The organism is uncultured Clostridium sp. (assembly GCF_900547735.1).
In the GTDB taxonomy this organism is placed as follows: Bacteria; Bacillota; Clostridia; order Lachnospirales; family Lachnospiraceae; genus Otoolea.
Window position 1 is genome coordinate 1 of sequence record NZ_URHZ01000095.1, and the last position, 17,909, is coordinate 17,909.

At 50.1% G+C, this 17,909-nt stretch carries 16 protein-coding genes; 13 read left to right on the forward strand and 3 right to left on the reverse strand.

The features are described 5' to 3' along the window. Positions 1 to 186: 186 nt before the first annotated feature. Complete coding sequence (locus QZT18_RS21000; protein WP_294151157.1) at positions 187 to 744, reverse strand: chromate transporter; 558 nt, start codon at positions 742 to 744, stop codon at positions 187 to 189. Positions 745 to 780: 36 nt separating this feature from the next. Next, complete coding sequence (locus tag QZT18_RS21005; protein WP_294151160.1) at positions 781 to 1,440, reverse strand: chromate transporter; 660 nt, start codon at positions 1,438 to 1,440, stop codon at positions 781 to 783. 387 nt (positions 1,441 to 1,827) lie between these two features. Here QZT18_RS21005 and QZT18_RS21010 point away from each other — a divergent pair, with 387 nt between their 5' ends. From QZT18_RS21010 to QZT18_RS21070, 13 genes are all read left to right on the forward strand, one after another. Beyond that, positions 1,828 to 2,724 (forward strand): LysR family transcriptional regulator, encoded by an 897-nt coding sequence (locus tag QZT18_RS21010; RefSeq protein ID WP_294151162.1) that lies wholly within the window; start codon positions 1,828 to 1,830, stop codon positions 2,722 to 2,724. Between the two features lie 83 nt (positions 2,725 to 2,807). After that, positions 2,808 to 3,620 carry a histidinol-phosphatase HisJ family protein gene (locus tag QZT18_RS21015; RefSeq protein ID WP_294151165.1) on the forward strand — a complete coding sequence of 271 codons (813 nt, stop codon included), beginning with the start codon at positions 2,808 to 2,810 and terminating at the stop codon, positions 3,618 to 3,620. Positions 3,621 to 4,000: 380 nt separating this feature from the next. After that, on the forward strand, positions 4,001 to 5,098 hold the full coding sequence (locus QZT18_RS21020) for an ABC transporter substrate-binding protein (protein WP_294151168.1): 1,098 nt from the start codon (positions 4,001 to 4,003) through the stop codon (positions 5,096 to 5,098). Positions 5,099 to 5,116: 18 nt separating this feature from the next. After that, entirely contained in the window at positions 5,117 to 5,959 is an 843-nt protein-coding gene (locus tag QZT18_RS21025) for an ABC transporter permease subunit (RefSeq protein WP_294151170.1), read from the forward strand. Beyond that, positions 5,956 to 6,747, forward strand: a complete 792-nt coding sequence (locus tag QZT18_RS21030) for an ABC transporter permease (RefSeq protein ID WP_294151173.1) — start codon at positions 5,956 to 5,958, stop codon at positions 6,745 to 6,747. The genes QZT18_RS21025 and QZT18_RS21030 overlap by 4 nt, the downstream gene beginning before the upstream one ends. Before the next feature lie 3 nt (positions 6,748 to 6,750). Then, complete coding sequence (locus tag QZT18_RS21035) at positions 6,751 to 7,755, forward strand: ABC transporter ATP-binding protein (protein ID WP_294151175.1); 1,005 nt, start codon at positions 6,751 to 6,753, stop codon at positions 7,753 to 7,755. Positions 7,756 to 7,828: 73 nt separating this feature from the next. Beyond that, entirely contained in the window at positions 7,829 to 8,830 is a 1,002-nt protein-coding gene (locus QZT18_RS21040; RefSeq protein ID WP_294151177.1) for a PHP domain-containing protein, read from the forward strand. Between the two features lie 708 nt (positions 8,831 to 9,538). Beyond that, entirely contained in the window at positions 9,539 to 11,041 is a 1,503-nt protein-coding gene (gene abc-f, locus QZT18_RS21045; RefSeq protein ID WP_294151179.1) for a ribosomal protection-like ABC-F family protein, read from the forward strand. Between the two features lie 105 nt (positions 11,042 to 11,146). Beyond that, positions 11,147 to 12,379 carry a glycosyltransferase 87 family protein gene (locus tag QZT18_RS21050; RefSeq protein ID WP_294151181.1) on the forward strand — a complete coding sequence of 411 codons (1,233 nt, stop codon included), beginning with the start codon at positions 11,147 to 11,149 and terminating at the stop codon, positions 12,377 to 12,379. A 24-nt stretch (positions 12,380 to 12,403) separates the two neighbouring features. Beyond that, positions 12,404 to 13,075, forward strand: a complete 672-nt coding sequence (locus QZT18_RS21055; protein WP_294151183.1) for a response regulator transcription factor — start codon at positions 12,404 to 12,406, stop codon at positions 13,073 to 13,075. Between the two features lie 41 nt (positions 13,076 to 13,116). After that, a complete protein-coding gene (locus QZT18_RS21060) occupies positions 13,117 to 14,151 on the forward strand; it encodes a HAMP domain-containing sensor histidine kinase (RefSeq protein ID WP_294151185.1) in 1,035 nt (344 codons plus the stop codon). A 116-nt stretch (positions 14,152 to 14,267) separates the two neighbouring features. After that, positions 14,268 to 15,032 carry an ABC transporter ATP-binding protein gene (locus QZT18_RS21065; RefSeq protein ID WP_294151187.1) on the forward strand — a complete coding sequence of 255 codons (765 nt, stop codon included), beginning with the start codon at positions 14,268 to 14,270 and terminating at the stop codon, positions 15,030 to 15,032. Then, positions 15,029 to 17,014, forward strand: coding sequence for an FtsX-like permease family protein (locus tag QZT18_RS21070; RefSeq protein ID WP_294151188.1), 1,986 nt, complete (start codon positions 15,029 to 15,031; stop codon positions 17,012 to 17,014). The genes QZT18_RS21065 and QZT18_RS21070 overlap by 4 nt, the downstream gene beginning before the upstream one ends. Positions 17,015 to 17,133: 119 nt before the next feature. Here QZT18_RS21070 and QZT18_RS21075 read toward each other — a convergent pair whose 3' ends face one another. Further along, a complete protein-coding gene (locus tag QZT18_RS21075) occupies positions 17,134 to 17,730 on the reverse strand; it encodes a pentapeptide repeat-containing protein (protein WP_294151190.1) in 597 nt (198 codons plus the stop codon). Positions 17,731 to 17,909 lie beyond the last annotated feature (179 nt).

Consider the following 17,909-nt stretch of genomic DNA (forward strand, 5'->3'; position numbering starts at 1 on the left):
GCATCGCGCACTTTTCGTTGCGTCGCGCCGCAACCCTCGGGTTTGACCCAAGGGGCCCGCTGTCTGTGACTCTCGCTACGCTCCACTTACAAAAAACACCTCGCGGAATACTACCTGTGAACAGTAACAACAGTGGTTATTGTTTACTGGGGATGTATTCCGCGTCTAAACTGATTGAGCCGGAGATTACCGGTATAAAAATAAACCGGCCAGACCCGTCAGTGACATCAGAAAGACCGGTCCCACCTTTTTTCTCCGCAGAATCAGCATGGAACCGAGAAACACCAGGACGGCGCCCAGGTCGATATCGGGATGAGCCGTAAAGACGGATGAGCCTGTGAAGGTGAGCAGCATGATGGAGGCCGCAGCCGAGACGACGAGCCCCAGTGACGCGGACTTAAGGCCTTTCAGGACTTCCGTCACATACAGTGATTTTTTATACCGGTTGAACAGACAGTGCAGGCCCACGGACAGGCTGATGCCCGAGATGACGCAGCCAAGGGTAGCCAGGGCTGCGCCGGGTATCCCGGCGATCCGGATTCCGACAAAGGTGGAAGTATTTACGGCCAAAGGCCCGGGGGTCATCTGGGAAATTGTAATAATGTCGGTAAATATTTTCTGGGAGATCCAGCCGTATTTTCCCACAACCAGCTCCTGGATATTGGGGATGACGGCATAACCGCCGCCGATGCTGAAAAGCCCTATTTGAAAAAATGCGGTGAAAAGTTTCCATAAAAGATTCACGTCTGTCTACCTCCTGAGGCTGTTGTTATTATAATTCTAAGCGGTTTCCCCTCCCGATTCATTTTTCCTGACCCGTCTCTGCTCCCCGATGAGGAGACGCAGAATACATAAAAAGCAGCATACGGCCAGAATCACGGCCACATTGATATGGAAAACAAAACCTGCAATAAAGGAAGCGGGGACCATCATTGTGAGGAAAATGGAACGTTCCTTTATAATCATATTTGTCATGTCGATTACCAAATCTACGATGAGAGCCGCCGCGCCCGCCTGCATTCCTTTCAGGACAGCCGCAATCATCACATTGGTTGAAAAGACCGTGTACCATGCGGAAACGGCGGATAGAATTGCAATAGGGGGAAGCACGGCCGCGAGACAGGACAGAAATACGCCGATCATGCCGGCGCTTCTGTATCCGGCCAAAGCGGACAGATTGATTGCGATTGCGCCTGGTACGGACTGGGCGACGGCCGCCATGTTCATCAGTTCCTCCTCTGTGAACAGCTTTTTCTGTTCGACAAAGTACTTGCGTATCATGGGAACGACGACATATCCGCCGCCGAATGTGAACGTACTGATAAAAAGGTTGATGGAAAACAGCCATAGATACAGGCCGGGGGTTGTTTTTGGGAATTTCTTCTTTAAAGGGGCTTTCCTCACGGATTTCTCTTCTATGGGAACGCTGATATGACGCATTCGTTTTTCCTCCTGGGGATATTATGATAAATTTTGTTGAGATGCGGGGCGTTTCTGTAAGATGGGGATGGGGGAGTGATGGGAGCGATGAGTCTTTAGTCCTGGGACATAACCTGCCCGGATTCCCCATTTGTGACAACCTTCACTCCGGGGCTGAAGACTCATCAATCCTTCTCACCATTCCGCCCTTCCCCGGCCGTCCCGGCGGCATTCTCATTTCCCATTATACCGTTTGCATACTCATCTGTAAAATGATATAATTTTGTTATATCGATTACTTTTTTTCATGTCATTTTGGTTTATGTGAGTATGGTTCGTACGGCTTTAGCTTATGTGAATTTGTTTTATGCAACTTCGTTCATCTAAAAATTACCGGGAGGTTCGGCGATGACACTCAGGCATTTCAGAATATTCAAGGCGGTGGCGGAGAACGGCAGCTTCACGAAAGCGGCGGAGAGCCTGTATATTACGCAGTCCGCAGTTTCCCATGCCATCAGGGAACTGGAGGAGAGAGCAGGTACGGCACTGTTTGACAGGCTGTCGAAGAGCATCAGCATAACGGAAAGCGGCAGGCTGCTTCTGGAGGAGGTGACGCCGATTCTGGCGTCATGCGACGTATTGGATTCCAGAATCAACTGTCTGGAAAAGCAGGCTCCGGTCCACATTGTTTCCAGCATTACGATAGCGGCGTTTTACCTGCCCGCCATACTGAAACAGTTTGGGGAGCTGTGGCCCGGCCTTCCGGTCACTGTGGAAGTGGTTCCGGCGGCGACGGCGGTTGAAGTGCTGCGAAACGGCGAGGCCGATTTTGCGCTGATAGAAGGGGCTGCTCCCCAGGGACCTTTTATCTGTGAGGCCTTTGATTCATATAAGATGTATATCCTGTGCTGCCCGGGGTATCTGCCCGGTTATCCGGATGAGGAGTGTCTGTCTTTGGAACGTTTTTGCGCCGAGCGTCTGCTGCTTCGCGAGAAGGGCAGCGCTATCCGCGACACGCTGGACAGCGCCCTGTATCTGGCCGGCTACACGGCTTATCCCGCATGGACCAGCGTCAATTCCACCGCGCTTATCGAAGCGGCAAAGGCCGGTCTTGGCCTCACGGTGCTGCCCGATATCCTGGTAGGAAAGGAACTGGAGGAGCGGAGCCTTATAACGGTCCGGACGAGTGGGCTGCAGCTTAAGAATGATCTTCTCGTTATCCGGCATAAAGAGAAGTACATGACGGAACCGCTTCGGTCCCTTCTGCGGCTGATTTCCGGCAAAGGGGAGGTAAAGCCCGGGTAAAACTTTAGAAAAGTGCTTGAATCCGGGGAAATAATCGGCTAGAGTATAAATGCATCAGGAAACGTACCGGAAAGGATTAATTTATGCTGAGAGCTGATTTTCATACACACACAACATTTTGCGATGGAAAGAGTACTGCCGCGGAGATGGTGGAGGCGGCTTATAAGATGGGGATGACCGATTTCGGAGTCTCCGGGCATGCCGATTTTTCTTTCTGCCTGAAAGACTTTGGAATGCCGGATCAGGTCCTTAAACAATACAGGGAAGAGCTTTACAGACTGCGGGAAGAATATGCGGGGAGAATGAACGTCTACATTGGAATTGAGCTGGACTGCCTGGGTCCCGTCCAGGAGGCGGAGTATGCCATCGGTTCCACCCACTGTGTTTTTAAAAACGGGGAATATATCGAGATGGACGCCGGCCGGGAGAGGCTGACGGCAGCGGTGAACCGCCTGTGGAACGGAGACTGGTATGCCCTGGCCCGCGATTATTATGAGCTGGAGGCGACGGTCTATGACAGAACCCACTGTGACTGGGTGGGGCACTTTGATTTGATGACAAAGTTTAATGAAGGTTACAGGGACTTTGACGAGACAAGGGATGAATACCTGGAACCGGCTCTGGCGGCGATGAAAAAACTGAATGCGGAGGGCCTTCCCTTTGAAATTAATACGGGTGTCATGTCGAGAGGGTATAAGACTCAGCCATATCCGAACCGGATTCTATTAAAAGAACTGAAAAACATGGGCGGACGGATTATGATCAATTCCGACAGCCACCGTGCCGATACAATAGGATACCGGTTCGAACAGGCGGCCAGGCTGGCGGCGGAATGCGGTTTTACCCATACGACGGTGCTGGCGCCGGGAGGCGGATTCCGTGAAGTGGAACTGTAACACAATAAAAGCTATGGTGCTAATTTTGGCCATAGCTTTTTTCTATTGGTAAGCACATTAAGAAAAGCAGCCGGCCTTCCTGTCCATCTTCCTGATTTCCTGTCCGGTTTCCTGCCTTTTCCACCCAACTTTTCCCAACTCTTTACAAAACCCTGATAACAGACTTTACATTGCTCCCGTATACTTAAAACTGCACCGGGAACAACGTGGACGGCGGAGTACCGGGCGAAGAGAACAAAGTCTGCTAAGCATATTCGCTGTTGTTTTGCGGCAGAAAATGGTATTGGAATGTAGCTTCACAAGAGCCGGGGTTTCGCAAAGTATTGGCTATGAAGGTACCGGAGTGTAATTCAGAATAATAAATAAAGAGAGGATATGACATGAAAAAGAGAGGATTATCTGTACTGCTGGCGGCAGCCGTGACAGCGGGAGCGCTGGCGGGATGTTCCAGCCAGACCACATCGGAGGCAGTAGATTTGAACAGTATGAGCGTAGACGCGATCCTGACGGAGGCGAAGAAAGAGGGAAGAGTTGATTCGGTTGGAATGCCGGACACATGGGCGAACTGGATTGAAACCTGGGAAGGAATCAAGACGGAATACGGTTTGGAGCATACGGACACCGACATGTCGTCTGCGGAGGAGATTTCCCTTTTCGAGGCGGAGAAGAAAAAGGCGACAAAGGATATCGGGGATGTGGGCCAGGCATTCGGGCCGATCGCCGAGGAGAAAGGCGTCACCTTAAAATATAAGACAAGCTACTGGGATTCCATCCCGGATTGGGCCAAGGACGATGACGGAGACTGGATTATCGGCTATTACGGCACAATGACGATGATGACCAATAAAAAGCTGGTCAAAGAGGCGCCGAAGTCCTTTGCGGACCTGCTGGAGGGTGATTACAAGATAGCGGTCGGTGACGTATCGGCGGCCAACCAGGCACAGTTTGCGGTTCTGGCTGCGGCCATTGCAATGGGCGGGGATGAGAGCAATATTAAACCCGGACTTGATTTCTTTAAGCAGATCGCCGAGCAGGGCAGGCTCGACCTGGGTGAGTTCTCCATGGCGCGCATTGAAAAGGGCGAGGTGGGAGTTGCGTTCCTCTGGGATTATAATGCCCTGGGCTACCGTGACCAGTTTGTGGAGAACAATCCGAATGCCGATTTTGAAATCAATATCCCATTGGAGGGTTCTATCCAGAGCGGGTACTGCACGATTTTAAACGCTTACTCCCAGAGACCTCACGCAGCCGCCATGGCCCGTGAATATATACTGAGCGACGAAGGACAGATCAACCTGGCAAAGGGCTATGCAAGACCGGTCAGGGACGTGGAGCTTCCGCAGGAAGTGAAGGAAAAGATGCTGCCGGACGAGCAGTATGAGAACAGCCGCATGGTAAAAGATCAGGCGGCCTGGGACAAGACGACGAAAGAGATAGGAGCCATGTGGCAGGAAGAAGTAGTGGCTTATGCAAAATAATACGGGGAGAACAAAAGCGTGAAGAAAAGAACATATTTCGCCGCTCTGCTCCCGTTCTTGATACTGGCAGGAATGTTTGAAATCCTGCCGGTATTCACTATTATCGTGAAAAGTTTTATGCCCGAGGGCGGAGAAACCGGCTTTACAATACAAAATTATATTAACATATTCAGTAAACCGCTGTATCTGACGGCAATTAAAAACAGCCTGCTCATTTCCGTGGTATCGGCCGTCATTGGCCTGCTCGTCGCCTTTGTCGGAGGCCGGGCCGCATGCGAGAAGGGAGGCCGTTCAAAGCGTATTTTTATGAGTGTCCTTAACATGGTTTCCAATTTTTCCGGTGTTCCGCTGGCCTTCTCCTTTATTATTCTGTTGGGTAACGCCGGAGTGATTACGATTCTGGGCCGCAGTCTGGGGATTAGCGCGGCTGCCGAGTTTCCCCTGTATACAGTCTGGGGGCTGATGCTGACCTATGTGTACTTTCAGATTCCCCTGGCGACGCTGCTCCTGATCCCATCCTTTGATTCAATCAGGAATGAGTGGAAAGAGGCGGTCAGCCTGATGGGAGGAAACAGCGCCGTGTTCTGGAAAAAGGTGGGGATCCCTGTTTTAATGCCGAGTATTCTGGGAACATTTTCCACCCTGTTTGCCAACGCTATTTCGGCTTATGCGACGGCTTATGCCCTGCTCATGAATAATTTTTCCATTCTTCCGATCCGGATTTCGGAACAGTTCACCGGGGACGTGGTGCAGAGGCCGCAGTTTGGCAGCGCTCTGGCCGTTGTATTAATGATGATGATGACACTGTCTATTTTTATAACGCAGTCACTTACCCGCAAAAAGGGAGGGGAGAGCCGATGAAAAAGAATAAAACAGGCTCAGGTGCTGTTCTCGTTGTGATAGGAATTTATCTTTTGATTCCCCTCTTTTTCACATTCCTGTACTCCATGTTCAGCGAATGGATGGATATCATGCCGGAGGGATTTACCCTGAGAGCGTACACGGAAATCTTTTCGGACAGGGATTTCTGGATGTCGCTTGGGAGAACCATTCTGATTTCGGTCCTGCCGATTATCCTCTGCACGCTGGCCGTTCTTCTGGCCATGTATGTCGTGGTAGTTTACTGTCCGCGGCTTGATAAATATATGAAAATATTGTGCACGATGCCCTACGCAATCCAGGGAGTCATTCTTCCCATCAGTGTGCTGTCATTATATGCCGACGCTCCGGAACCTTTCAGCAACCGCCTTTTTATGCTGACGTCCACTTATTGTATTGTGGTGCTGCCTTATGTGTATCAGGGAATCCGCAATAACCTGAACGGGATGAATGCCTCACGTCTGATCGAGGCGGCGCAGATGCTGGGTGCGGGACCGTTTTATGCCTTTTTTTACATCGTTGTCCCCAATATTATGGGGGGCGTCATGGTGTCCGCAATGCTTGCAATGGCAATTGTGTTTGGTGATTTTGTCGTCATCAATACGATGGCGGGTAATTATTTTCCAACGGCCCAGATGTATCTGTACGATGTAATGAAAAAATCCAGCCAGAGGACATGTGCGATTATCATTGTGCTTTTCTGCGTCACGCTGCTGATATCCGGCCTTGTATTTCTGGGAGGGAAAGGGAAAAGGGAAAAGAGAGGATAAGAAATGTCATATATAGAGTTCAGAAAGATAGAAAAATACTATGGGGAGAACCAGGTTCTGAAAGGGATTGACCTGAATATTGAAAAAGGGCAGTTTGTCACCCTGCTGGGGCCGTCCGGCTGCGGCAAGAGTACGCTCCTGCGCTGTCTCGCCGGGCTTGAGGAGGTAAACGGAGGCCGGATTTTCCTGGATGGTGAGGATATCACGGATAAGGAGCCGAAGGAACGCAATATTGGAATGGTATTTCAGCAGTACAGCCTCTTTCCCAACATGACGGTCGAGGAAAATATCGCATTCGGACTGAAGTTGAAAAAGATGGCTCCGGAGGTGATCCGGGAAAAGGTGGCGGCCGCCGTCAGGATGGTCGAGCTGAATGGAAAGGAAAAGCAGTATCCTTCCAGCCTGTCGGGAGGGCAGCAGCAGAGAGTGGCCCTGGCCAGGAGCATTGTAATGGAGCCGAAGGTACTGCTTCTCGACGAACCGCTGAGTGCAATCGACGCCAAGCTGCGCAAATCTCTGCAGGTAAGCATTAAGCAGATTACAAAGAAGCTGGGGCTCACTGCAATCTTTGTTACCCACGATCAGGATGAGGCCATGGTCATGTCGGATGTGATTAACCTCTTCCACGATGGCCGGATTGAGCAGTCCGGCGACCCGGTTTCCGTCTACACCAGGCCGGTCAGCAGTTTTGCCGCCAGTTTTATCGGCAATTACAACCAGGTTACGCCGGAAGAGTTTTATGCGATGACGGGGAAAATGAGAACAGGGGAAGCCGCCATAAGGCCGGAGACATTTTCCGTCTCATCCTCACCGATTGATAACGACGAAGAGTACCATTTTGAAGGAATTGTCGAGGATAATATGCCGAGAGGCAATGTGCTCCGGTATCAAATCAATGTAAATGGCGTAAAAATTCATGCGGACGTGCTGTTCAGAAGCCGGGTGCTGTTCGGCAGCGGGGAGAAGGTTTATCTGTCCGTGGCGGAGAGAAACTGTATATCGCTTTAGAGCGCGTACCTGGCGGGAAGGAAGATTTAACCCCGATGTTTCAACCACAATCATTCCATAGAGAGGGGCAGAAATGATAAAAGATCAGAGAGGATTCAGCAGTTTTGGCAACTGGTATAAGGGAAATCTGCACAGCCACACTACAAGCTCCGATGGCAGGCTGACGCCGGAGGAGGCGGTGGCTCTTTATAAGGAACACGGATACAGTTTTCTCTGTTTTTCCGAGCATGATTTGTATACGGACCGCAGGGATGAATTTGACTGTGAAGATTTTATTATTCTTCCGGGACTGGAGGCGTCCGTTGTTCTGTGTGATAGGGAGCATCCGGTCCGGCGTCTGAAGGTGCACCATATCCACGGAATCCTGGGCACGGAAGAGATGCGGAGAGAGGCCGGGGCAAAGGTATTTGAAGAACAGGAATTTGTGGAGCCGAAAAAGTTCTACGGAACCTGGGACGGAGCCGGGGAGGCACAGAGACTTTGTGATTACTTAAAAAGCAGAGGCTGCATCACGGTCTATAACCATCCCGAATGGTCGCGGGTGGAGCCGGAGGAATTTATCCACACGGAGGGGCTCTGGGCGCTTGAGATTTTTAATTACAATACGGTTAATGAGAGTAATACGGGATATGACTGCATAAGCTGGGACAGAATGCTGCGCGGCGGAAAAAACATAGGCGCGGCCGCCACCGACGACAACCATAATGAAGGTATTTTTGACGATGCCTGCGGCGGTTATATCGTGGTAAAGGCGGAAAAACTGACCCATGAGGAGATTCTGGAAAATATGATAAAGGGCAATTACTATTCTTCAGCGGGGCCTGAGATTTATGATTGGGGAATCAGGGACGGAGCTGCCTGGATTGAGTGCTCCCCTGTGTACAGAATTGATTTTGTAGTGGGCAACCATATAAACGACGGGCGTTCCCTGGTATGCAAAAACCGGGAGGAAACGCTGCAGAGAGGAGAGTATGCGCTGCGCGGGGATGAGGATTATATCCGGATCCAGATCAGCGATAAATATGGAAGGACGGCCTGGACAAATGCAATTTATGGTGAACGGGGAAATCAGTAAACAGGAGTATACACAAAGCAGGCCGGCGTGAGGGTACGCCGGCCTGTTTCAGGATATGGTCTATGCTTTTTTAAAACTGTGCCTTTTTATTCCGTCAAATTGATAAAGTATATTATACGCCGGAAAAGCTGTTAATGGTGTTAAGAAAAAGTTAAAAGTTTAACACGGCGTTACTGCGTCTATAATAAAATCGCCATAACACAATAATTGTAATTCTTTGAAGGTTGACATAAGCCTGCTCTGCTGTTATAGTAGCAATTGGAGTAACTGTTCATAAGTCATCATTCCGCAAAGCGGTAATTATGACGGCACTGAACCGTTACCGATAAAATTCAGAGAGACGGGAGATGGAAGGATGAAGATGTATTCTTGCAGATAATGAACTTAACAGACGGCATGAAGAGCGTTCAGATACCGGGGCATATGTATCTGTCTGTTTTCGTGCGATGCAAGAATATGAAGCTGCGGTTCTTAGCCGGACTGCCGCACATGAATCCTCTCATCTTAGAATTTGATAGAAGTACGGTTTCCTTCGGAATGTTTCCGGGTGGAAGTCCGTGCTGTCCGCTGCCGCGGCGTTTGACGCAGGGCAGATACCGGCGGAACTTTAGCCGGGTTTCGGAATCGGAATACAGGATGCAGGAATATTCTTGCATCCTTTTTCAATGCATTTTTATATGCAGATTTTCGAAATGGAGGGATGAAAGAATGGCACAAATACAGGTGAATCATTTAACATTTTATTATGAAGGAAGTTATGAGGAGATATTTAACGACGTCTCCTTTGCAGTTGATACGGACTGGAAACTGGGATTTACGGGGCGGAACGGGAGAGGCAAGACGACGTTCCTGAACCTTCTGATGGGAAAATATGAGTACCGGGGAACGATTCTGGCCCCGGTGGAATTTGAGTATTTTCCATTTCCGGTGGAAGATAAGACCAGGCTCACGCTGGAGCTTGTGGAGGAGATGCATCCGGACTGTGAGCTGTGGAGGCTCATGAGGGAGCTGAATCTGATGGAGATGGATCCGGAGGTCCTCTACCGTTCTTTTGACACCTTGAGCAACGGGGAACAGACCAGGGTGATGCTGGCCGTGCTCTTTTTAAAAGAACACAGCTTTCTGCTGATTGACGAACCGACCAACCACCTGGATATGGACGCCAGGCAGGCGGTAAGCCGCTATCTGAATAAAAAAACGGGTTTTATCCTGGTATCCCACGACAGGGTGTTTATGGACGGATGCATTGATCACATTCTGTCCCTGAACCGGAATACAATCGAGGTGGTACAGGGGAATTTCAGCAGCTGGTGGGAGAATAAAAAGCAGAGGGATGAGTCCGAGGCCCAGGAGAACTTAAAGCTGAAGAAAGAGATTGGACGGCTTAAAGAGGCGGCAAAGCAGGCGGAGCGGTGGTCGGATGATGTGGAGAAGACAAAAAAGGGAACAAGGATTGCCGGACTGAGGCCCGACCGGGGCCATATCGGCCACAAGGCGGCAAAGATGATGAAACGATCCAAAAATGCGGAGCACAGGATGGAAAATGCGGCTTCTGAAAAGGAGAAGCTTTTAAAGGACGTGGAGACGGCGGAACGGCTGAAAATTATTCCGCTGCGCCATCACAAACAGGTTCTTGTGACAATGGAGGATGTCTCTCTGGGGTATCCGAAGGGCGTAAAACCGGTCTGTGAGCATCTGTCCCTGGAAATCAGGGAGGGGGACAGAGCTGTCCTGGACGGAAGAAACGGTTCCGGAAAGTCGACGGTTATCAAAGCCATACTGGAATGTAATGACGCTCCCGATGTGCTGTCGGGACGGATAGAGACGGCCTCCGGGCTGATTATATCCTACGTAGCCCAGGATACGTCCTGGCTGACGGGCAGTATCGGAGATTTTACAGAGAAATATGGGCTGGACGACACGCTGTTCCGGGCCATTCTGAGGAAACTGGACTTTTCCAGGACACATTTTGAGAAGGAGATGCAGTATTACAGTGAGGGCCAGAAAAAGAAGGTCCTGCTTGCAAAGAGTCTCTGTGAGCAGGCTCACCTCTACATCTGGGATGAACCCCTTAACTTTATCGACGTGTTTTCCAGGATGCAGATCGAGGATCTTATAATGTCATATGGACTGACCATGATCTTTGTCGAGCACGACAGGGCATTTACAGAGAAGGTTGCAACAAAACGGATCAGTCTGTATAATACCTGATAGGAAAGACACCAGATGCAGACGGCAAAAAAATAATTGCAGACAATGAAGAAGTGAGCTGCAGACGCAGAGAATTTGATACAGCATGAAGTGAGGTATTTTGATATGACAGAGGGAAAGAAGCTTTTCTACGGCTTAAGCCTGCTGGGATTTGTAATTTCGTTTCTACTGATTTTGAAGACGAACGGGGAGGTATTTCGTTCTTTCTTTTACTATGGGCATGATTATTTTATGGACTTTTTCAATCATATCTGGTATGTGAGGGACCGGGTTCATGTGTATGACACCAGTATTTATGCCAGTTTTCCGCCTCTTGCCTACGTTCTTTACTATTTCCTGGGGAAATTTATTCCGGCCAGCGCCATTGAAGGGCCGGGTAACCGGGCGGTGAGGGACAACCTGTTCGGATTGAATCTGTATGTGGCCTATACGGCGATCCTGGTAGTGCTTCTCATCTTTCTGGTTCAGCATTTTCTGAGAGAGAAGCGCCGGGGAGAGCAGTGCTTTCTGATGATGCTTATACTGTTATCGGCGCCGTTTATCGGTCTTTATGAGCGGGGGAATTCGGCGTTTATCGTGCTGGTTCTGCTGTTTGCATTCACCGCACTGAAGGACTCCGGGGAGGCATGGAAGAGGGAGGCGGCGCTCATTCTTCTGGCCGCGGCCGCCGGCCTGAAACTTTATCCGGCCGTCTTCGGGCTCCTGTATCTTCAGGAAGGGAGATGGAAGGAGGCCGCGAGGCTTACGCTTTACGGACTTTTTCTCGTATTCTTTCCCTTCGTGTTTTTCGGAGGGTTTGGGAAAATTCCGGTGCTCCTGTATAATTTTAAAGCGATCAGCAGCGAGATTGTGCTGGGTGATTTGAGAAGCGCCACTTATGCGACGGTCTGGGTGGGCCAGAAATTCGGTATCTCAATGCCGGTTCTCCTGGCGGCCGGGAAAGTGGTTTCAGTCATTTTCTTTCTGTCGTCCTGCGGCTGCGTGCTGCTGCAGAAAAAACTTTGGAAAAAGATGGTGCTCCTGTCGGGTATCATGATTTTCTTCCCGGTATGGAGCGGAGCTTATACGATAATTTATATGACGCTTCCGCTGGTGCTGTTTTTGAAGGGCGGAAAGTATGCGGACAGAGGCGGAACAGGAATTACCGGCATTCTGTATCAGGTGTTTTTTGCCTGCATCTTTACGATGCTTTTATGGAATACGCAGGGGCTGGAAAATTTCTTTAACTCTGATTTTTCATACTCGATCCGGGCCATCGGCTGCTGGGGACTGGTGCTCACGGTGATGGCGGAAACCTTATTCTCACGAAAGCAACGGGGCAGGGGCAGGTTGGCCTGAACTTTGGCCGGGAAAGGAAAAGAAATGTACAGGATTCTTATAGTGGAGGATGATCCGGTCATTGCGGCTGCGCTTAGGAAACACCTGGGAACCTGGGGCTGGGATGCCGCGAATGTGGAAAATTTTCAAAATGTACTGGGGGAATTTACTGCGTTTAATCCGCAGTTAGTCCTGCTGGATATCTCACTGCCGTTTTTCAACGGTTTTCACTGGTGCAGCCAGATCAGGGCGGTCTCAAGGGTGCCGGTCATTTTCATTTCTTCCGCTTCGGACAATTTAAATATTGTGATGGCGGTGAACATGGGAGGCGACGATTTTATCGCAAAACCGTTTGACCTCACGGTACTGACGGCAAAGGTACAGGCCCTGCTCCGCAGGACCTATGAATTTGCCGGGCAGAGCCGCCTCATTGAACACCGGGGCGCGGTCTTTAACTGTGATGACGGAACGCTCACATATAATGGGGAAAAGATTGAATTTACTAAAAATGAACACAAAATCCTGCAGGTCCTGCTGGAACACCGGGGAAAGATTGTCAGCAGGGACGCGCTGATGACACGGCTGTGGGAGTCGGACAGCTATGTGGACGACAATACCCTGACCGTCAATGTGACCAGGCTGAGAAAGAAGCTGGAGCAGGCGGGGCTGTCTGAATTTATTACGACTAAGAAGGGCAGCGGGTATTTGATCGGCTGACGGAGAGCAGCGCTGGGACAAGTGCAGGGAGGAAGAGGAATATGGAGAGAAAGATCACGGACGCGGAACTCATCCGCATCTATCTTACACAGTTTAAGGGGCCGTTTGGCCTCTTTTTGCTTTTTTGCGGGATATTTGCCGCCGTATTTTACCTTTACCAACTTCCGGCGGAGGCCGTGCTGTACGGGTTTGTTCTCTGCAGTGTTTTGGGACTCATCATTGTCATCATGAATTACGGCAGGTTTGCAGAAGAGTACAGGGTGCTGGAGAGGATACGGAATGAACTGTATACGGAGCCGGACGGCTTTTATCTGGATGAGCTTCCTGCGGCGCATTCCGTCAGGGAAAAAGAGTATCAGGGGCTGGTATTCATGCTGTGCGAAAAGATCAAGCGGATGAACGGCGGGTTTGAGGCGGCGAAGGGCGATATGACGGACTACTATACGATGTGGGTCCATCAGATAAAAACACCAATCTCGGCCATGCGTCTCCTGCTCCAGACGGGGGAGGAGACGGCCTGCGGAGACGGAGAGCTGGCCGAGCAGTTGTTTAAGATAGAAGAATACGTCAATATGGTGCTCCAGTATCTGAGGCTGGACGGAGGGAGCGATCTGGTCCTCAGCACGTACAGCCTGGACGACATTGTCCGCCAGGCTGTACACAAGTACGCGGGCATGTTTGTAAGAAGACGGCTGTCATTGTCCTATGAGCCTCTGAAATGCCGGGTGCTGACGGATGAAAAATGGCTTGTTTTTGTGATAGAGCAGGTTTTATCCAATTCCATAAAGTATACAAGGCAGGGCGGCATCTCCATTTATATGGAAGAAGGGGAGGGCAAAACCCTGGTTATCAGCGACACCGGAATCGGGATTGCACCGGAGGATCAGCCAAGAATATTTGAAAAAGGGTTCACCGGATACAACGGACACAGTGACAAAAAATCAACGGGAATCGGCCTTTATTTATGCCGCCGGATATTAAACCGGCTGTCGCATACGATTTCGGCAGAATCGGAGCCTGGAAAGGGTACCAGGATCCGGATTAATCTCGATTCGGTCCGGATGGAGGCGGAGTAACAGGGGAACCTTACAGGATTGTAAGGAACCGGGGAAGAATGTAAGCCCAATCTATGGCAGAGCGCCGGACGCTTTTTGTATAATGTTGATATTCCGGAAAAAGGAGGAACAATCGAATGGCTGTTTTGGAAGTGCAGCATTTAAAGAAGGTATATACAACAAGGTTCGGCGGAAACAGGGTGCAGGCGCTCTCGGATGTGAATTTTACGGTGGAGCAGGGGGAGTATGTGGCCATAATGGGGGAGTCGGGCTCGGGAAAGACGACTTTGCTGAACATTCTGGCATCCCTCGACAGGCCCACGGAGGGGAAGGTGCTTCTGGAGGGCAGGGACATGGCGGGGATCCGGGAAAAGGATATTGCCGCGTTCAGAAGGGATAACCTGGGATTCGTGTTCCAGGACTTCAACCTGCTCGATACATTTTCGGTCAGAGACAATATTTTTCTGCCCCTGGTGCTTGCGGGAATGCCCTACAGGGAGATGGAACTCAGGCTGGCGCCGCTGGCTGCAAAGCTTGGGATCGGTGAGATACTGGATAAATTTCCTTATGAAATTTCGGGAGGGCAGAAACAGAGAACTGCCGCGGCCCGGGCAATGATCACAAAACCTCAGATCCTTTTGGCGGATGAGCCGACCGGCGCTCTGGATTCCAGGGCGGCCGACGGTCTTCTGAGGATATTTAACAGAGTGAACGATGAAGGGCAGACCATTCTGATGGTTACACACAGTGTGAAGGCGGCCAGCCATGCGGGGCGTGTTCTGTTCATTAAGGACGGGGAAGTATTCCACCAGATATACAGGGGAAGAAAGACAAATGAGGAACTGTATCAGAATATAGCGGATACGCTGACGGTAATTTCGACAGGCGGTGAGAGAAAATGAGCGGGTTATTTTATATGAAGCTGGCAATGCAGAATATCAGAAAAAATGCCAGGACCTATGTGCCCTATATTCTGACCTGTGTAGGTTCGGTCATGGTGTTCCAGATTCTTTTGACACTTTCACTCAATACGGAACTGGACAGGATATACGGCGGCAGCAATATGCGGGCGATTTTGCTGATCGGCTGCATTATCATCGGATTTTTTACGGGAGGTTTCCTCTTCTATACAAATAGTTTTCTGATTAGGAGGAGAAAAAGGGAAATCGGACTTTTTAACATCCTGGGGATGGAGAAAAAGCATATTGGCAGAATCATGTTTTACGAGACGGTATTGATTGCTTTTGCAAGTCTGGCAGGTGGAATCGGAGGCGGTTTTCTGCTGTCAAAGGGTGTCTATCTGCTTCTGCTCAGGATGGTGGAGGCCGACGTGCAGTGGGGCTTTCATTTTTCAGGCAGGGCCGCCGTTACTGCGGCAGTACTTTATGGCTGCCTGTTTCTCGTAATTCTGGCTGTCAATATGGCGAAGGTGCATGTGGCAAGTCCTGTTGAGCTGCTGCGCGGTGGTCTGGAAGGAGAGAGGGAGCCGAAAACAAGGTGGGTAACCGCAGTAATCGGAGTGATATTTCTGGGAATCGCATACTACATTGCCGTTGTCACGAAAAATCCCATTTTTCTAATCCTGGGTTTCTTTTTCGCCGTGCTCTGTGTCATTATCGGCACATACTGTCTGTTTATCGCGGGCAGCATCGCACTGCTGAAAGCGCTGAAAAAGAATAAGAATTTTTATTACAGGACGGATCATTTTATCTCTGTATCGGGTTTGATTTACAGAATGAAACAGAATGCGGCCGGACTTGCCGGTATCTGTATCCTGTCGACATCGGTAATCGTCATGCTTTCCTCCACCGTGTCTTTGTACAGCGGACTCCAGGGAGTATTAAAAAACCGTTTTGTCAGGGACATCATGCTGACGGCCGGTGATATCGATGATGATAAGATGGAAAAGATAGACCAGATTACCGGCGGTATCCTTCAGGAGGAGGGACTAACGGAGGAAAATGCGTTCCGGTTTAAGAATTTTGTATTTACCACTGTTGAGGAGGAAAAGGGCGTGCTGCGGGCAATCGACGCAGGCCGGAGTTCGGAGATCAGGAAAGTTAAAACCGTATGTGTCATTACGGAAGACGATTATAACAGAAATATGGGGAGCAGTCTTAAGCTGAATCCGGGAGAGATTGTGGCCTTTGAGGGTGAGGAGCCCTATGAAAATGACACCCTTTCAATATACGGTAAAACATACCATACGGTACCGGCCGGGGAATTGAAACTATGGGAGCAGGATGAGTCCTTTGGACGTTACGGCGCTTACTATATTATCGTGCCGGATATTGGGGAAATGAGACTGCTGCTCGGGATGGATAGGGAGATGTTTGGGAGTGCGGAGCGGGGGATACGCTACCAGTGCGCATTTGATCTTAACGCCGATGAGGAAACCCAGGTCCGTGTATACAGAAAGATGATGGAAAAAATGCAGGAGCTTTCTGCCGGAGTGTGGGGAGAGTCGGCGGCGGAAGAGTGGAGATTTTATTTCTCGGTTCATGCGGGCCTTTTGTTTCTGGGGATTTTCCTGGGCGCAATCTTTATCATGGCGACCGTCCTGATTATCTATTACAAGCAGGTCACGGAAGGGTACGACGACTGCGCCCGTTTCGAAATCATGCAGAAGGTGGGACTGTCAAAAGCGGAGATACGCCGTTCCATCCGCTCCCAGCTCCTGTTAATGTTCTTTCTGCCGCTGGCGGCAGCGGCCCTCCATATTGCGTTTGCGTTTCCGATGATAGCAAGACTGCTGGCGCTCATGAACCTGACCGACGTGGGTCTGTTTATCCGGTGTACGGCCGGTACCTTCGGGGTGTTTGCCGCGGCGTACTGCGTGGTATATGTGTGGACGTCCAGAGTTTATATGAAGATTGTTAGCTGAAGCAGACCGGGACGCATCGGAGGCGGGAGATTACGGAGGAGTTCTGGCCTGCAGCCTTTTAAGGGATCAGACAGTCGATATGCCGTGAGGTAAAAAGGTCCGGTTGCCCGGTGAAACGGCTAGATTTTAATTCCTACCAGTAAAGCAATATCAAGCGCCTGGGAGGCGTCGATCTTAAGACCGCGCAGTTCACTGAAGGTTTCCGATACCGTGATTCCTTCGATGAGGGAGCCGGAGAGATCGACGCCTTTTAACGGCGTATGGAAAAATTCGGCGCGGGTGAGGTTGACCTGCTCAAAGGTTGTCTTTTTCAATTTGCTGTCCGAGAAGAAGGCCATGTTGAGCTTTGCGAAGGAGAGAGCAGAGTCCTTCCAGAGCGTATTGGAAAAATTCCCGTAGCAGTAGGAGCCTTTCTCCAGACGAACGGAGAGAAAGGAACTGCGGCTGAAGTCACAGCCGTCCCCCTTGCAGTCGCTCATGATGCAGGTATTGAAATAGCAGCTGTTGAAGCAGCAGTTTGAAAAATCACAGTTTGTAAATGACGTATGTAAAAAGGAACTGCCGCTGAAATCGCAGTCCGAAAAGCGGCAGGAGGTAAAGGAGGTCTGCCGGAAATCGACTTTGAACGTACCGGACCGTACTTCTTCCCCTGTATATTCTGCGGCGCAGATGATATCCTCCTCCTCGGAGGCGGTGATTAAATCGTATTCTAACATAATTAGGCTCCTGATACGGATTTTTGTAATGAGTCTGTATAGACTTTTAAGATAAAGTCATTTTAGCAACGAAGGAGTTGCGTGTCAAGTGATGAAGGGAGAGTGGCCGGAGCCGTATTTCGTATGGGGATTTAATTGAGATGCGAGGACGCCTCTGTAAGACGGCGGACGGGGGAGTG

Bases quoted from the DNA above. Each gene is read 5' to 3' on its own strand.
- QZT18_RS21050 (WP_294151181.1), top strand. From the start codon at position 11,147: ATGACAGAGGGAAAGAAGCTTTTCTACGGCTTAAGCCTGCTGGGATTT.
- QZT18_RS21075 (WP_294151190.1), bottom strand. From the start codon at position 17,730: ATGTTAGAATACGATTTAATCACCGCCTCCGAGGAGGAGGATATCATC.
- QZT18_RS21010 (WP_294151162.1), top strand. From the start codon at position 1,828: ATGACACTCAGGCATTTCAGAATATTCAAGGCGGTGGCGGAGAACGGC.
- abc-f (WP_294151179.1), top strand. From the start codon at position 9,539: ATGGCACAAATACAGGTGAATCATTTAACATTTTATTATGAAGGAAGT.
- QZT18_RS21060 (WP_294151185.1), top strand. From the start codon at position 13,117: ATGGAGAGAAAGATCACGGACGCGGAACTCATCCGCATCTATCTTACA.
- QZT18_RS21065 (WP_294151187.1), top strand. From the start codon at position 14,268: ATGGCTGTTTTGGAAGTGCAGCATTTAAAGAAGGTATATACAACAAGG.
- QZT18_RS21040 (WP_294151177.1), top strand. From the start codon at position 7,829: ATGATAAAAGATCAGAGAGGATTCAGCAGTTTTGGCAACTGGTATAAG.
- QZT18_RS21015 (WP_294151165.1), top strand. From the start codon at position 2,808: ATGCTGAGAGCTGATTTTCATACACACACAACATTTTGCGATGGAAAG.
- QZT18_RS21020 (WP_294151168.1), top strand. From the start codon at position 4,001: ATGAAAAAGAGAGGATTATCTGTACTGCTGGCGGCAGCCGTGACAGCG.
- QZT18_RS21005 (WP_294151160.1), bottom strand. From the start codon at position 1,440: ATGCGTCATATCAGCGTTCCCATAGAAGAGAAATCCGTGAGGAAAGCC.
- QZT18_RS21035 (WP_294151175.1), top strand. From the start codon at position 6,751: ATGTCATATATAGAGTTCAGAAAGATAGAAAAATACTATGGGGAGAAC.
- QZT18_RS21055 (WP_294151183.1), top strand. From the start codon at position 12,404: ATGTACAGGATTCTTATAGTGGAGGATGATCCGGTCATTGCGGCTGCG.
- QZT18_RS21030 (WP_294151173.1), top strand. From the start codon at position 5,956: ATGAAAAAGAATAAAACAGGCTCAGGTGCTGTTCTCGTTGTGATAGGA.
- QZT18_RS21070 (WP_294151188.1), top strand. From the start codon at position 15,029: ATGAGCGGGTTATTTTATATGAAGCTGGCAATGCAGAATATCAGAAAA.